Genomic DNA, 16,328 nt, shown 5'->3' with positions numbered 1-16,328 from the left:
CATGGGCGGCAGGCGAGGTGAGAGCGGATCGATCCGATCCGTCTCAGGGGCAACCCCTGGGTGCAGTTCACAGTTGGTTCCTGCGACCGACGCCGCACCGCACGCTGCGCGTGCTGAACGGCGCCGCGACCACGAGGTTCAGGTCACCTCGCGTGCCGTCCATCCTGCATGCCGTCCGTCCTGAACAGCACCGTTCCCCTCTCATGACCGAACCGTCACTTCCCGCCGACGAGGTCTCGGAGGCGGCGGCCGCATTCTCACGGATCTACACCGCCTGGACATGGCCCGAAGTGCTGCGGGCACTCGACTCCGTCCTGCCCGGGGAGATCGCCCCCGATGTCGCGCATCGCTTGTTCCGTCTGGCACGGGCAGAGCCGCGTCACCCCGCCGCTGCCGTGGTCGACGCACTCGCACCGTGGACGATCCCCACGCCGGCGGCGCGTCGACGCATCGAATTGCACGAGCCGACGTCGACCGGGTCCGTGCTCGAGGGGTTACCCGACCTCTACGCCGTCGATCAGCTCGCGCACTGGCTCGATCTCACTGTTCCCGAACTCGAGTGGTTCGCCGACCGCGGCAACTGGTTGCGCACCGCCGGACCAACGCCTCGGCATTACCGAATCTGGCATCGCACGAAACGCGATGGTGTCCGCGTCATCGAAGCACCGAAACCACGGATGCGCGAGACACAGCGACGTCTACTCCACCGACTTGTCGGAAAGATACCTGTGCATCCGGCCGCTCGCGGGTTCGTTCCGGGTTCGTCGCCTGCCGCGTTCGCCTGGCCGCACACCGACCGGGGCACGGTGCTGCGCATCGACCTGCGCCACTGCTTCGAGACGATTACCCTCCGTCGTGTCAGGGGAGTGTTCGACCGCGCCGGTTACCCACCGCGGATCGCTCGCCTGCTCTCCGAGTTGTGCACGACCACGACCCCGGTCGATGCGCTTCCCGGTGTCGCCTCGGCGCATGCGGCTCTGCTGCGCGACAGGCATCTGCCGCAGGGCGCGCCGACGTCGCCTCACTTGGCGAACCTGGTGTTGCGGGCGCTGGACCGGCGTCTCGACGCATATGCCCGGCGCAACGACCTGCACTACACCCGATACGGCGACGACCTGGCGTTGTCGGGGAACACACTCGACGTCGACCGAACACTGTGGATGGTGATTCGAGTGGTGTCCGCGGAGGGATTCGTCGTACATCCCGACAAGCTTCGGATCATGCACCGGCATCAGCGGCAGCGCCTCGCGGGCCTGGTCGTCAACGACCGGCCACAGGTCGCCCGCTCCGAGTACGACACTCTGCGCGCGCTGCTGCACAACGCGGTCCGGGAGGGCGCAGCGTCTCAGAACCGAAGTGGCCATCTCGATTTCCGGGCCCACGTGTACGGGCTGATCGCCTGGATCGGCGCCACGTCACCGACACGCAGACAACGGCTGTTGCAGATGGCCGCGGCGGTCGACTGGGAATCCTGAGGGTCGCCGCATGCCCTGGGGTGAGTCAGTTCCGCTCGATCTCGATCGGGTGGGTTGCCAGCAGCGCCATCGGGAGCGGCTGGCGGCGCAGCACACTCGCCCACTGATCGATATCGGCCGGCGCCAGGATGTCGCGGGGCAGGGCGGAGACGACCATCCAGTCGTCATTGCTGAGTTCACCGTCGAGCTGACCGGCACTCCACCCTGCATACCCTGCGAAGATCCGCACTCCTTCGATGTGCTCGACGAGGGTCTCGGGGTCGGTGTCGAGGTCGATCAGCACGACTCGGCCCGCGATCCTGCGGACGCCTTTCACGTTGTCGACCTCGGCGCCACCGCGCGCGGTGCCGAGGCACAGCGCCGAATTCCGGTGCACCGGACCCCCCACGTACAGGGCACCCGGCGACGCCGACAACGGAGCCCAGCGGGGGAGCATCGCGCCGACGGCGGTGTCACTGATGCGATTGAGTACGACGCCGAAGCTGCCGGAGTCGTTGTGTTCTATGACGTAGATCACGGTGCGGCGGAACGTGGCTTCGGAGAGGTCGGTGCCGGCGACGAGCAGATTCCCCGCACGGACCTTGGGGGTCGACGGTGCGGTGCGATCCTCGGGGTCGTCCTGGTGCTGCGCCACTCCGTCATTCTCTCACCGCGGCTGTGCGTTTGTGGTCACGAATCCTGCAGTGTCGGCGAGAACCGCAAGGTGATGCTCGAACAGCTCCGACGTGTCCGAGAAGGTGTCGCGACCGTACTGACCGAAGACCTCGAAGTTCACCGCGCCGAACAGACCGGTCCACACCAGAACCCCGCGGGCAATGACTGCGTCGGGGAGATCGATGTCGAATGAACTTCGGATCCGCGCGAAATCGGACGACAGCGACACCTGGACCGGAACGGAGTCGATCGACTGCAACGCACCGACGGCATACGCGTCCGCCAGGATCCCGACGAGTCGGACGATGACCCGGGTGCCGGGTTCGGTGGTGCGTTCGGCGGGGGCCTGATAGCCCGGGACGGGACTGCCGAACAGCAACGCATATCGCGCCGGTTCACGCAGTGCCCATTCGCGTACTGCGCGACCGAGCGCGCCGAATTCCTCGAGCGGACCGTCTGCGGCGGCGACCGCGGCGTCGACCGCGTCTCCGAGTTCGTCGTACGCATCGACCACCAGCAGGGTGAGGAGCTCGTCGCGGCTCGCGACGTAGCGGTACACGGCGGACGACACCACGCCGAGGTCGCGAGCGACGGCCCGCAGCGACAGTGCGGCGGCGCCTTCGGTCGCCAGGTGGTCGCGGCCGATCCGGAGGATGTCGGCCATCGTGCGGGCGCGCGCCTTTGCGCGAGGTGTCGTCATGTCTCCAGCCTGACCACTACCGCGAGCACTGTCAACAAATGTGAGCACTGCTCTTGACATCACCACACTCGGCGGTGCAGTCTGGATTCAGAACAGAGAGCAGTGCTCACATTTTACGAAAGGCGGACACCATGTCGAAACTCCACGTAGTCGCCGGCGCCGGACCTGTCGGCACCACCGTCGCGGAACAACTCGCAACACAGGGACTCCGCGTCCGCATCCTCACCCGCTCGGGAAGCGGGCCCCACCACCCCCGCATCGAGCGCCTGCGCATCGACGTCAACGACCCCCGCGCCCTCGACGACGCACTGACCGGCCCCGACGGCGACAGTGCCGTTGCCTTCTACATGTGCATCCACGGCTCGACCTACTCCGCCGAGGTATGGGAGAAGGAACTGCCCGCCGCCGAGCAGGTCGTGCTCGATGCTGCGGGTCGCGTCGGCGCAGTCGTCGTGTTCCCCGAGAGCCTCTACTCGTACAGCTCCCCGCACGAGGTCATGACCGAGGACTCACCTCGCAACGCGACCCGCGGCAAACTCGGTGTACGCACCCGTCTGCTCGCGGCCCGCGACGCCCACTCAACGCCGACGGTCAGCGTCGTGGCGTCGGACTTCTTCGGCCCACACGTAGTGAACGCCCATGCGGGCGAACGCATGGTCCCCACGGTTCTCGCAGGGAAGACGTCCCGCGTGCTCGGATCAGCGGATACACCGCACTCGTTCACCTACGTGCCCGATCTCGCCGCCGCCATGATCGCCGCCGCCAGCAACGACGAGGTGTGGAACCGCGTCCTGCACGCACCCACCTCGCCGGCGGTGACGCAGCGCGAGCTGGCCACTGCCTTCGCCGCCTCCGCAGGAATGACCGCTCCGAAGGTGGCGGCCATCCCCAACTGGGTCCTGCGTGCCGGTGCGGTCGTCAGCAGCGACATGCGCGAACTCGCGGAGACCGTCTACATGTTCACCGATCCGTTCGTCATGGACTCGAGCCGCACCGAGGCCGTCCTCGGATTGTCGCCAACCCCGATCTCGGAAGCCGCCGACACGACCGTCCGCTGGTGGCGCGGCCGCGTCCGATAGGCCGCCTTCCACACCGCGCCCGATAGGCCGCCTCCCACACAGATAGTCTGGGAGATTGTGCAGGACTCGAAGCGGCAGGCGTGGCATTCGACGGTCTCCGCCCTCCGCGGATCGCCGGGGCTCGCACGTCTGACACTCGTCCGCTTCGCAAGCCAGTTCGGCGACGGCATGTTCCAGGCCGCCCTCGGCGGAGCAATCCTGTTCAATCCCGAACGGCACGCAGACCCCGTGGCCATCGCCGCGGGGTTCGCCGTCCTCCTGCTCCCGTACTCGGTGATCGGCCCGTTCGCCGGCGCACTCCTGGACCGCTGGGATCGCCGCCTCGTTCTGGTGTGGGCCAACGCGCTACGCGGCGTGTTCATTCTCGCTGCGGCAACAGTGCTCGTCACCGGAGGACCGCAGACACCGCTGATGTTGCTCGCACTCGCCGCTGTCGGGGTGAGTCGCTTCGTTCTCGCCGGAGTATCGGCGTCGCTCCCGCATGTGGTGGAACAGTCCTGGCTGGTCCCGGTCAATTCCGTTCTCGCGACGGTCGGCTCCGCCGTGTCGGCGGCCGGTGCCGGAGCCGCGGTCACCACGATCGCTCTCGTCGGCGCCGGCGACCTCGGGTCCGGAATCGCCGTCGCACTGGGCGCGACCGGATCGGTGATCGGTGCAGTGGCAGCAGGAGGATTCGCACACCAGGCGCTGGGGCCGGACGACGCGCGGCCACGGGCGGTGGTACTGACCGTCGTCGCCGGTCTACGCACCGGAGCCACGGCCGTCTGGGAGGCCCCCGGTGTCGCCGCCGCCATGATCGGAATCGGTGCGCACCGCATCGTCTTCGGCATCGACACGCTGATCATGGTGCTCGTGCTCGGCAACACCGAACACGAAACGTCGCTACCCGGCGGATTCGCAGGATTCGGCGTCGCGGTGGCCGCCACCGCCGCCGGTATGCTCATCGCCGCGATCGTCGCACCGTTCCTCATCCCGCGACTCGGCCGTCCGCGCACCGTCACCCTCGGGTTGATCGTCGCGGCGGTGGTGCAACTCCTGTTCGTCACCACCGTGACCCAAGGCCCGCTGCTCATCGCCGCGTTCCTGCTCGGAGTCGCGGGTCAGACGATCAAGCTGACCGGCGACGCCGCGATGCAGATAGACATCGACGACGCACGGCGCGGACAGGTCTTCGCGTTGCAGGACACCGTCTTCAACATCGCGTTCCTCGCCGCGCTCGCAGCGGCGGCATACGTCGTGGCACCGGACGGCCGCTCGCCCGCACTCGCTGTCGCGGGCTCTGTGGTCTACGTCCTCGGTGTGATCGGGGTTCTTGCGGTCAGGCGCTACCGGATCGACAGTCGGCGCTGATCATGCCGCCCTGTGGATCCGGACCTCGGTGGCCTTGACCACAAACCACACCCTCGTCCCCGGTTCGAGTGTCAGATCAGCGGCCGCGGCCGTCGTGATCTCGGCCGACAACCCACCCGATGCACGCACCAGCACCGTCGCGCCGCGCGCCTCGAGCTCACCGACCGTGACGCGTAGCGCGTTCCTCGGGCTTCCGTGCGGAGGCTCGGTGTAGACGGCGACCGCAGAGGGCGGAAACACCGCGGCCGCCACGGCACCGGGGGTGCAGTCGTCGTCGGCGAGTCCGTGCACGACACCGACTTCCGTGGCGAGACCGTCTGCTTCGACGGTCCCACCGAGCAGGTTCGTTCCGGCGATCCGCGCGCCGAACGCACTGCGCGGCCGCGTCAGGACCCGCGGCACGGTGCCGTCCTCGACGATGCGTCCGCCGTCGACGACGATCACGCGATCGGCGAGGGCCAGGACATCGAGGGGATCGTGCGTGACGATCAGCGCGGTACGACCGTCCTCGCGCAGCACCCTGCGTAGCAGCGACCGCACCGCCGGTGCCGTGGCGACATCGAGCGCAGCCATCGGCTCGTCGAGGAGGAGCAGTTCAGGAGCCGCCGCCAATGCCCGCGCGACCGCGATGCGCTGAGCCTGACCGCCCGACAGCTGATGCGGTGTGCGATCGGCGAATTCCACAGCGTCGACTGCCTTCAACCAGCTCATCGCGACCTCACGTGCAGCGCGACGCCGTGTCCCTGCGCTACGGGGCGCGAATGCCACATTGTCGACGGCGGTGAGGTGCGGAAACAACAGTGCCTGCTGTGCAAGTAACGCAACGGAGCGTTTGTGGGGCGGCACCGCGACGCCCGACACGGTGTCGGTGAGGACCCGGTCGCCCAGTTCGACGCGACCCCGGTCGGGCCGGAGCAGTCCGGAGATCACATCGAGCAGCGTGGACTTTCCGGCTCCGTTCGGTCCGAGAACCGCGACGGTACTACCCGCGTCCACTTCGAGATCCACGGTGAAGTCGCGCACGTCGACACTCGCGCGAACACGCAGCCGGCTCACTGAGCTGTTCCCTTCGGCCGTCGCGAGTGGACGGCGACGACGATCACCAGGGCGACGACGATGAGGAGCAGCGACAGGGCCACCGCCGCATCGGGATCGGTCTCACGTCGCAGATAGATCTCGAGAGGGAGCGTGCGTGTGGTGCCCTGCAGACTCCCCGCAAAAGTGAGTGTCGCGCCGAATTCGCCGAGTGCGCGGGCGAATGCGAGGACCGCACCGGACGCGAGTCCCGGCAGCACCAGGGGCAGGGTGACGCGGCGGAAGACCGTGGTGGGTCGGGCGCCGAGCGTCGCTGCGACGTTCTCGTATCGGTGTCCCGCTGTGCGCAGGGCGCCTTCGAGGCTCATCACGAGGAACGGCAATGCGACGAAGGTCTGCGCCACCACGACCGCGGTGGTGGAGAAGGCGATGCTGATACCGAGCACTTCGAGGTGCTCACCGATCAGGCCGCGGCGGCCGTAGGTGTAGAGCAGGGCGATACCTCCGACCACCGGGGGCAGCACGAGCGGAAGAAGCACCAGCGCGCGCACCACCCGTAGGCCCCGAAAGGTACTGCGCGCCAGCACCACAGCCATCGGTATCCCCAGAGTTGTGCACAGCAGTGTGCTGAGTGACGCGGTCACCAGACTGAGTTCGAGTGCGTCGAGCGAAGCCTCGGACGTGATCAGCGCGGGATAGTTCGCCCAGTCGACCGTGAGCAGCATCGCCACCAACGGGACCGCGATGAAGGCGAACCCCACCGCGGCAGGCACGTACATCCACAGGGGGATCCCCGTCGACGTGCGCGCTGCGCTCACGGTGCGCCGAATCCTGCCTCCGCGAGGAGTGCACGACCCTGTTCTCCGGTGACGAAGTCGACGAATTCTGCCGCCAATTCGGCGTTGTCGGCGTTCGCGAGATCGGCAATCGGATAGGTGTTGACCGCTCCGGCCGATTCGGGGAACGGAACCTCGGTCACCGACTCACCCGCATCCGTGGCGTCGGTGACGTAGACGAGGCCCGCATCGGCCTGCCCCGAGGTGACCTTACCGAGAACATCGGTGACGGACGATTCTTCCGAGACCGGGGTGAGGGTGACGCCGGATGCTTCCTCGACGTGTTCGGTCGCGGCTCCGCACGGCACCTGCGGTGCACACACGACGACGGATACGCCCTCTCGGGTGAGATCGGCGAACGAGGTGATGTTCTCGGGATTGCCCGGCTCGGTGACGATGGTGAGGACGTTGGTCGCGAAGTCGACGGGCTCGCCCGCCACGAGCCCGACGTCGACCACGTTGCCCATGGTCTTCGTATCGGCCGACGCGAAGACGTCGGCGGGCGCACCCTCTTCGAGTTGCGTGACGAGTGACGAAGATCCGGCGAAGGAGAATTCCACGGTCACACCGGGATTCGCATCTTCGAACAGGTCGCCGATCTCGGTGAATGTCGACTGCAGTGAGGCTGCCGCGAAAACCGTCACCGTCTCGGAGCCCTCATCTGTGGAGCTGCTGCCCCCACAGGCAGTCAGGGCGAGAGCGGCAGCGACCACCGCGGATGCTGCTACGACGATACGGGTCCTCATGCCTGCCCTCCGGGGGTTTCGACGATGACATTGGTGGACTTGACGACGGCGACCGAGATGCTGCCCGGTTCGAGACCGAGTTCCTCGACGGCCTCGGTGCTCATGAGCGAGACGATCCGGTGAGGACCGCACTGCATCTCCACCTGCGACATCACCGTGTCGGACACGACCCGGGTGACGAGGCCGACCAGACGGTTACGGGCAGAGCTGCCGACGCCGAGGAGATCGGGCGGCGCGGCGGACTGGGAGCGAGCGAAGGCAGCGAGTTCGCTGCCTTCGATCACCTTGCGTCCGACGTCGTCCTTGGTCGCCGAGAGCAGGCCTTGATCGACCCAGCGCCGCACGGTGTCATCGCTGACACCGAGCAGTGCAGCGGCGTCCTTTATCCGCACATTCGTCATGAAGTGGAAGGTACTGACGCATTCACGGATCCACAAGCCGACTGCGGCGTCAGGTGCGCCTCACGGTCGAGGTCGACCGCCGTCCTTCTGTGGCGCAGTCGGGAAGATTTTGACCAGCGCCTTTGCCCCGCGCTCGTCGACCCCGTACTCGGCGACCCGAGGTGCAGGATCGGGCGTGACCGATCCCGCTTGCGCCTCGGAAGGTTCGCCCTCACTCATCCACTGCGCGACCGCGGCGTCGCGGCGTCGATCCTCACGGTTCGGGGCGAGCAGCAGTGCTGCGATGGGCAATGCGAGCACAGCAATGCCGAGAACGAAGGCCGGGAACAGAAGTGACAGCACCGTCAGCCCATAGGGCTCCGGCGCGCTCACATCGACCGTGGCCTTCACCCCGGCCATCCCCGTGTAGTGCAGCGCGACCACAGCGCACCCCATGATCAGGGCCGCAGCGGCCCGGGCAGCAAGACGTTCCGCCACACCGGCCAGCCACAGTGCGGCTGTGGACGCGACGATGCCGATGACGACGGAGGCCACCACGAAAGCCTGATCGTGCTCGATCGTGCCTCTGATCCGGATCGCCGCCATACCGCTGTAGTGCATGAAACTGACGGCCAGGCCCATCACCAGTCCACCGACGGCGAGCGGGACACCGCGAGGCACCCGCGTCTTCCATCCGGCACGTGAATCCACGATCCAGAGCCCGAACAGCGTGGCGCCCACCGCGAGCACGACGGAGAACAGCGTCGGCGCGAGGGCGTACCGAATCGTGGAGCCCGGTACCGCGAATCCCATCATCCCGATGAAATGCATCAACCAGATTCCCACTCCACCGATTGCGAGTGAGGCCATTGCGAGCCACCGTATTCTGGCGTTCTTGCCGTCGTCCTTGAAGGACTGTCGCACGCAGGACAGGCCCACATACGATCCGACGACCGAGGTCGCGTACGCCAGGAAGAAGACCCACAGACCCATCGTGAAATGGTGCAGTTCGTGCGACATCCATATCTCCGTATGGCACGTCGGGCTGTTGCCCCAGATTCGGATGGGACGTGCCGTACCGACCGATCGAGACCGCACGAAGTCCCCGACGCGGCGTAAGCGACCTTACCTCACGTCACAGTTTTATAACCCTGCGACATAGTTTCGATCACAAGGATGCCGGTGGTCCCGGCCGCACGGGCTGTCTATTCGGGGCTCGGGTCGGGAATCTCGTCCGGCTTGTACGCCGGGAGCCGCGAAGCCGGAAGGATCGCAACGGCACTGATCCCCGCAAGAATCAACAGCCCGGTCTTCAGGGCCCGCAGACGTGCATCGGTGTTGATCTGCACGGCCGCATCGACCACCGCCGGTGAAGCACTCGTCTCGCTGAGCACCTCGCGAAGCTGGTCGTTGCTCACGAAATTGACATCGTCGAGGTCGACCTCCGCGACGACGGACTCCGGAATCTCGACATCGTTGGCGACCGACTGGGCGATATTGAGCCCGAGGATCGTCACCAGCATCGCTCCCGCCACCGCGGTACCGACAGCAGAGGCCAAGTTCTGGGTCGTACCTCGAATCGAGCCCACATCGCCGGCCAACTCTTTCGGCGCCGAGGTCACGAGCACGTTGAACACCAACGTGACCAACGCGCCCTGCCCCACACCGAAGACGATCAGACCCGCGATCGTGGGAAGAGTTTCCCAGTCGTTCGTCACGACGAAGGCGAGCCAGACCAGGGCCGCCGTGGTCAGGACGAACGAGAACATCCCGATGGTTCTGGGGCTGAACCGTTTGTAGAAGCGAATGATCAGCGTGGCCGTGACGAACACCGTCAGATTGAACGGCATCATCGCCAGTGAGGTGTCGAACGGCGAGCGTCCCTGCACGATCTGGATGTACAACGGCACGGTGAAGTTCAAGGCCGCTTCCAACGCGACCACCACGAACATCGCGTAGAGCGCTGCCCTCTCGCGGGACGAGCCGAGCACCGAGAGACCGACCAGCGGAACCTTGCCGACCTGCACCCTGCGTCTGGTCCAGACCAGGAACGCTTGACCGAGTACCACACCGAGGACGATGAGAATCGGTGCCGGCGACAGGCCGACGACATCGAACGGCGCTCCGTCACGAGCGATGAGCAGACCCCAACCGTTGAGATTGTTGAATCCCAAGGTCAGCACCACGATCGCGACGCCGATCAGCATCGCGGCGACCACATCGATCTCGACCGACGAATTACCCCGGTCCGAACGAAGAGTGAAACTGAAGACGAACACCGCCAGTGCAACGACCAGCACGATCCCGAACACCGGACGCCACCCGACGGTCGAACCGAGCGCACCGCCGATGAGGAATGCACTCATGCCGGAGAAAGCACGGGCCGATCCCAGCGAGCCGATGGCGGTCGCCTGCTGGCTACCGTGATAGTTCTCCGCGATCAACGCAACCAGCGCCGGCACGATGACGGCCGCCGACATTCCCGCGAGAGTCTGCGCTGCGATGACGAATTCGATGGTCGGCGCGAAGATCATCATCAATGAAGACGCCGCGAATACGACGACGACGATGCGGAACACGAGGACCCACCCGAAACGGTGGCCGAGTTTCGCACCGAGCATCACGAGCGCGGCCACGCCGATTCCGTACATGACGATGGCGGTACTCACCGCGGTCGGAGGCGCACCGAAATCGTCGACCATGCCACCGATCGACACCGGCAATGCCGCCACGTTGAACGACATCAGGATCTGGCCGAGGAACAGCCCGATCATCGGCAGCCACGAGTTGCGCTGTTCGACGATCGCGGTGTCTTGTCCGGTGCTCATCGGACGAATCCCTTCTGTCGAGAATGTGCAGCAGAAGCAAATATGTTCAGGCCCAGCACCCTCGACAGATATGCCGTCGCACGCTGCCCACGAACACTGTTTCCCGCGGAGTCCAGGAGCGGTGAGAACACACCGATTCCGCACTTGCCGGGCGCGATCGACACGATCCCACCCGCGACCCCCGATTTGGCGGGCAAGCCGATCTCGAACAGCCACTCACCGGAGCGTTCGTACAATCCCGTCGCAGACAGAACGGCCAGCGTGTCGCGACACACTCCGGGAGGTACGACTCGTCTACCGGTGAGCGGGTTGATGCCCCCGTCTGCGAGGGTCGCGCCCATGACCGCGAGGTCCCGCGCATCGACCTTCAGAGAACACTGCTTCGTGTACACATCGACGACCTCGTCGGGGTCGAGTTCGACGCGCCCATAGCTCGCGAGTAGCTGGGCGATGGCGCGGTTGCGCTGATTCGACTCGGATTCGGACCGGTAGACGGCGTCGTCGAGTTCCAGCGTCCGCCCAGCGAACTCGGACAAACCCGCCAGGACGGCATCCCATCGCTCGTCAGCAGAGGCGCCCGGCACGAGGGCCGTCGTCGCGATCGCCCCGCATTGACCATGGGGTTCATCGGGTGTCCGTCGTTGAGTTCGATAGCGATGACCGAGTTGAAGGCAGCCCCGGAGTTGTTCACACCCACACGTTCACGGACGAGTTCGTGACCGAGTTCTTGGCATGCCAGGGCGTAGACGAACGCTTTGGAGATCGACTGGATCGAAAACTCGATATGCGTATCCCCGGACGAATGAACACCACCGTCCGTACCCACCACGCACACGCCGAACCGCCCCGGATCGGCCTCGGCAAGTGCCGGAATGTACTCGGCCACCGTGCCGTCGCCGACAGACCGATATCGTCGATACGCAGCTTCGACGAGCGCGTCCACCTCGTTCCATACAGGCAGATCACCTGTGGATACTTCCTGGGAGACGTCCCCGAGCCCCAATTCCACAGCAACCTCCCCCGAACCATCGGTGCCACAAGTGTTCCGGGACGGACAGTAGACGGTTCGAATACGACCGCGCGGCGAAACGCGTCGATCTTGGTCCGGAATTCGAGATGCGGTCAGTACACGTCGCGCACGTAGCGTCTCCGAGCGATGAGCGCGTCGACATACGCGGTCGCCTGGTCCTGGTCGAGCCTGCCGTGGGCCTGCACCACGTCGCGCAGCGCCGCGTCCACGTCCTTCGCCATCCGCGCTGCGTCGCCGCACACGTAGAAATGGGCGCCGTCCTCGAGCCAGCGCCACAGACGCGCACCGTGTTCGCGCATGCGGTCTTGGACGTAGATCTTCTGTCGTTGATCCCGAGAGAATGCGAGGTCGAGTTCGGTGAGGAATCCGTCCGAATGCATCGCCTCGATCTCGTCCCGGTACAGGTAATCGGTGTCGATTCTCTGGTCGCCGAAGAACAACCAGTTGCGGCCCGTGTGTCCCGACTCCCGGCGATCGTGGAGGAACGCGCGGAACGGCGCGATTCCCGTACCCGGCCCCACCATGATCATCGGTGTATCCGGCGACGACGGTGGCCGGAAATGGCTGCTGCGCTGCACGAAGATCGGGATGTCTGCGCCCTTGCTGTGGTCGGCGAGGAAACTCGAGCACACCCCGGCCCGCCCTCGACCTTCGTTGTTGTACCGCACCACCGACACCGTCAGCTGCACCTCCCGAGGATCGACCTTCGGGCTCGACGAGATCGAGTACATGCGTGGCTGAAGTCGTTCGAGCAGCGGCAACCATTCGTCGAGCGGTGCCTTGAACGGATATTCGGCGATGACGTCTGCCGCCTGCTTACCCCACAACCACCGCTGCAACTCGAGCTTGTTGCCCGGCCGGAGGCGTTTTGCGAGCTCGGCACTTCCAGTCTGCTGCTGCACGAATTTCAACAGGTCGGGTGTCACTCTGGTGATGTCGAGGTGCCGGGTCGCGGCCTCGCGAAGCGGGATCGTCGGAAGCCCCGGGATCTCGGTGGGGGCCTCCGCGTCGAGAACGGTGACCTGGAGCCAGTCGTCGACGGTGTCCGGGCCGTTGGTGGGCACCACGCCGAGGGCATCACCCGCACTGTATTCGAAGGCCGGATCGAACAACTCGAACCCGAACTGGCGCACTTCCTTCGACGAACCCCCGCCACTGAGGCACACATTGCGGGTGATCCGCGTGACCAGCGGGGACTTCCGCGAATACGACAGGAGAGCCGGAGCGGAGGCGACAACGGGTCGCTCGAGCCCGGTAGCGCCACCGAAATGCGACTCGATCTCGGCGAGCCACTGCGCCGACCGTTCCTCGAAGTCGGGTTCGCAGTCGACGCGGGGAGCGAAAGCGGTTGCGCCGAGCTCGGTGAGACGCTCGTCCAGCTTTCTGCCGAAGCCGCAGAAGTCGTCGAAGCTCGAATCACCCAATGCGAGAACCGCGTACCGCAGCTGTGCGAGCGCGGGAGCGCCGTCGTCGGCCAACGCGGTGAAGAAGGTGCCGCCGTTGTCCGGGGCCTCGCCGTCGCCGAAGGTACTCGCAACGACCAGAAGATTCGGAATGTCGGCGAGACCGGCGACACCCAGCTCGTTCAACGACATCGACCGCACCGCGCAGCCCGCTGCCCGCAGTCGCTCGGCACACGTTCCGGCGAATTCTTCGGCGTTGCCGGTCTGCGAAGCCCACGCGACGACGACCGGTGTCCCGACGGATTCAGCTGCAGAAGCGTCCGACTCGGAACCTCGCGAGTAGACGCCCGCCAGCAGGCCCTCGATCCACGCACGCTTCGACGGAGAGAACGGTGCCGACGACGGAAGCACCGGAACACCGCCGAGATCACTCGAGTGGATCCCGGTGAGCATGCCGGACAAGTAGATTCGTTCGGTCTCGTCGAGCACAGGTGCCTCGATGTCGCCGAGACCGATCACCGACGCCACACGGCCGGCGGGGTCGGCGATCACCTGTTCCGGTGTCGCCACCTTCAGCAACGAGACCGCACACACCTTGAACTCGGGTTGATGCGACTCGGGATCGGTCGCGTCGTTGGTGACGGCGTTGATGGTGAGGTCCTCACCGAACTTGTCGTTCCAATGGAACGGTGCGAAGCAGTTGCCCGGTCCCACCCGATCGGTGACCACCGCGGGGAGCACCGCACGACCGCGCCGCGAGGTGATCTCGACGCGATCACCGTCGACGAGTGTCAGTCGCTGCGCGTCGTCCGGGTTGACCTCGACGAACGGTCCGGGCTCGAGCTTGTTGAGTTTGGCGACACGGCCGGTCTTCGTCAGGGTGTGCCATTGATGTTGGACCCGTCCGGTATTGAGGATCATCGGGAAGTCCTCGTCGGGGAGTTCCGCGGCCGGCACGTGCGGACGTGGGAAGAAGCGGGCCCGGCCGTCGGGGGTGGCGAACACCAACCGGGGGGTGGTGCCGTCGTCACGGACCAGTTGCGGTCGGGCGGTGCCGTCGTTGATATAGCGGATGGGATTGCGGGCGCCGGCTCCGGGCGGGCACGGCCACTGCACCGGCGATTCACGCAACCGGTCGTAGGTCACTCCGCGCAGGTCGTATCCGGTAGCGGGGTTCGCGAATCCGGTGATCTCCTCGAAGATCTCGTCGGCGCTCGAGTAGTCGAATGCGCTGCCGAATCCCATGGCCGTAGCAACCCGAGCGATGATCGCCCAATCGGGCATCGCGTCGCCGACCGGGTCGACGGCCTGCCCGATGAGATTCAGGGTTCGGTCGGAACCGATGGTCACGTAATCGGATTCGGACCACAACGCCCCCGGCAGCAGGACGTCCGCGTGGTCCGCTGTCTCCGTCTCCGCAAAACTGTCCTGCAGGATCACGAGTTCGGCCTTCTCGAGACCCTCGAGAACGGTCTTCCGGTTGGCCACGGTCGCGACGGGGTTGGTGCAGATGATCCAGCATGCCTTGATCTCGCCGGCGGCCATCTTCTCGAACATGTCGATCGTGCCGGTACCCACCTCGGTGCGCAGCGTGCCACGCGGGACACCCCACCTGTCTTCGACGAACACGCGATCCGCCTCCGACAGCACACTGCGCTGCCCGGGTAGACCCGGTCCCATGTAACCCATTTCGCGTCCACCCATGGCGTTGGGCTGGCCGGTGAGGGAGAACGGGCCGCTGCCGGTTCGGCAGATCGCGCCGGTCGCGAGATGGAGGTTGCAGATCGCATTGGTATTCCACGTGCCGTGGGTGCTCTGGTTGAGCCCCATCGTCCAGCAGCTCATCCAGTTGCCGGCCTCGCCGATCCACTTCGCTGCGGTGCGGATGTCTCCTTCGTCGATTCCCGTGATCCGGGCGACCACGTCCGGCGTGTAGTCGGTGAGGAACTCCTCCATCGCGTCCCAGCCATCGGTGTGCTCGTCGATGAAGTCCCGATCCACATGACCGTCGTCGACGATGAGATGCAGCAGACCGTTGAGCAGGGCGAGATCGGTTCCGGGGGAGATTCGCAGGAACAGGTCGGCCTTGTCGGCCGTCGCGGTACGACGAGGGTCGACGACGATCAGCTTCGCTCCGGCCTTGACTCGATCCATCATCCTCAGGAACAGGATCGGATGGCAGTCGGCCATGTTGGAACCGGTCACGAAGAACACGTCGGCGTGGTCGAAGTCCTCGTACGAGCCGGGCGGGCCGTCCGATCCCAACGACTGCTTGTAGCCGGTGCCTGCGCCCGCCATGCACAGCCGCGAGTTCGATTCGATCCCGTTCGTGCCGATGAACCCCTTCGCGAGTTTGTTCGCCAGGTACTGCGACTCGAGAGACATCTGCCCCGACACGTAGAGCGCAACGGAGTCGGGCCCGTATTCGTCGATGATGACGTTCAGGCGCCGTGCGGTATCCGAGATCGCGGTCTCGAGTGCGACCGGAACGTGATCGGTGCCGCGCTCCGGGCGCACACGCGCAGTCTCGAGACGACCACCCCCGGCGAGCATCGCGGCACTCGTCGCACCTTTCGTGCACAGACGACCCCGGTTGGTGGGGTGGTCCTTGTCGCCGTACGCGGCCTGGACGGATCGCGTGCCTGTGTTCGGATCGATACCGACCTCGAGCACCATCCCGCATCCCACGCCGCAATACGAGCAGGCGGTCCTCACCAACGCGGTCGCGTCCTGCATTCCCAACTCCTGCCCGGCGCCGTCTCGTGAATGGCCCGGTGTCCATGCTGCGGACACGGTGTTGCGGGCGGATCAA

12 protein-coding genes and 1 pseudogene are annotated in these 16,328 nt (G+C 65.9%); 3 read left to right on the top strand and 10 right to left on the bottom strand.

All coding sequences use genetic code 11. The features are described from left to right. Positions 1-203 precede the first annotated feature (203 nt). Complete coding sequence (locus tag ACZ46K_RS04785) at positions 204-1,475, top strand: reverse transcriptase family protein (RefSeq protein WP_464746935.1); 1,272 nt, start codon at positions 204-206, stop codon at positions 1,473-1,475. Between the two features lie 25 nt (positions 1,476-1,500). On the opposite strand, the gene ACZ46K_RS04780 is transcribed toward ACZ46K_RS04785, so the two are convergent. Then, positions 1,501-2,109 carry a YqgE/AlgH family protein gene (locus ACZ46K_RS04780; RefSeq protein WP_464746933.1) on the bottom strand — a complete coding sequence of 203 codons (609 nt, stop codon included), beginning with the start codon at positions 2,107-2,109 and terminating at the stop codon, positions 1,501-1,503. A 12-nt stretch (positions 2,110-2,121) separates the two neighbouring features. Further along, a complete protein-coding gene (locus ACZ46K_RS04775; protein WP_464746931.1) occupies positions 2,122-2,829 on the bottom strand; it encodes a TetR/AcrR family transcriptional regulator in 708 nt (235 codons plus the stop codon). A 131-nt stretch (positions 2,830-2,960) separates the two neighbouring features. Between ACZ46K_RS04775 and ACZ46K_RS04770 the strand changes: the two genes are divergently transcribed. Together ACZ46K_RS04770 and ACZ46K_RS04765 are read left to right on the top strand one after the other, a co-directional pair. Further along, complete coding sequence (locus ACZ46K_RS04770) at positions 2,961-3,908, top strand: NAD-dependent epimerase/dehydratase family protein (protein WP_054811011.1); 948 nt, start codon at positions 2,961-2,963, stop codon at positions 3,906-3,908. A 57-nt stretch (positions 3,909-3,965) separates the two neighbouring features. Continuing rightward, complete coding sequence (locus ACZ46K_RS04765) at positions 3,966-5,258, top strand: MFS transporter (protein WP_464746929.1); 1,293 nt, start codon at positions 3,966-3,968, stop codon at positions 5,256-5,258. On the opposite strand, the gene ACZ46K_RS04760 is transcribed toward ACZ46K_RS04765, so the two are convergent. The 8 genes and pseudogenes from ACZ46K_RS04760 to ACZ46K_RS04725 all read right to left on the bottom strand — a co-directional run bounded on the left by ACZ46K_RS04760 (position 5,259) and on the right by ACZ46K_RS04725 (position 16,252). Then, positions 5,259-6,314 (bottom strand): sulfate/molybdate ABC transporter ATP-binding protein, encoded by a 1,056-nt coding sequence (locus ACZ46K_RS04760; RefSeq protein WP_464746927.1) that lies wholly within the window; start codon positions 6,312-6,314, stop codon positions 5,259-5,261. Next, complete coding sequence (locus tag ACZ46K_RS04755; protein WP_054806284.1) at positions 6,311-7,072, bottom strand: ABC transporter permease; 762 nt, start codon at positions 7,070-7,072, stop codon at positions 6,311-6,313. The genes ACZ46K_RS04760 and ACZ46K_RS04755 overlap by 4 nt, the downstream gene beginning before the upstream one ends. Before the next feature lie 35 nt (positions 7,073-7,107). Continuing rightward, positions 7,108-7,875: a molybdate ABC transporter substrate-binding protein gene (gene modA, locus ACZ46K_RS04750; RefSeq protein ID WP_054806285.1), complete on the bottom strand. Its 768-nt coding sequence runs from the start codon at positions 7,873-7,875 to the stop codon at positions 7,108-7,110. Next, positions 7,872-8,276 (bottom strand): TOBE domain-containing protein, encoded by a 405-nt coding sequence (locus tag ACZ46K_RS04745; RefSeq protein ID WP_054806288.1) that lies wholly within the window; start codon positions 8,274-8,276, stop codon positions 7,872-7,874. Before ACZ46K_RS04745 ends, modA begins: the two co-directional genes overlap by 4 nt. 60 nt (positions 8,277-8,336) lie before the next feature. Further along, positions 8,337-9,275: an MHYT domain-containing protein gene (locus ACZ46K_RS04740; protein WP_464746925.1), complete on the bottom strand. Its 939-nt coding sequence runs from the start codon at positions 9,273-9,275 to the stop codon at positions 8,337-8,339. Positions 9,276-9,460: 185 nt separating this feature from the next. After that, entirely contained in the window at positions 9,461-11,083 is a 1,623-nt protein-coding gene (locus ACZ46K_RS04735; RefSeq protein WP_464746923.1) for an MFS transporter, read from the bottom strand. Then, positions 11,080-11,918 (bottom strand): annotated as a pseudogene (glsA, locus tag ACZ46K_RS04730) (glutaminase A). The gene ACZ46K_RS04735 and the pseudogene glsA overlap by 4 nt, the downstream one beginning before the upstream one ends. 287 nt (positions 11,919-12,205) lie before the next feature. Next, the gene (locus ACZ46K_RS04725; protein ID WP_464746921.1) at positions 12,206-16,252 is read right to left on the bottom strand and encodes a molybdopterin-dependent oxidoreductase; all 4,047 of its coding nucleotides are present in this window, start codon (positions 16,250-16,252) and stop codon (positions 12,206-12,208) included. Positions 16,253-16,328: the final 76 nt, after the last annotated feature.

It is taken from the genome of Rhodococcus sp. JCM 9793, assembly GCF_055380405.1.
This window is presented reverse-complemented; position numbering and strand designations above follow the sequence as displayed.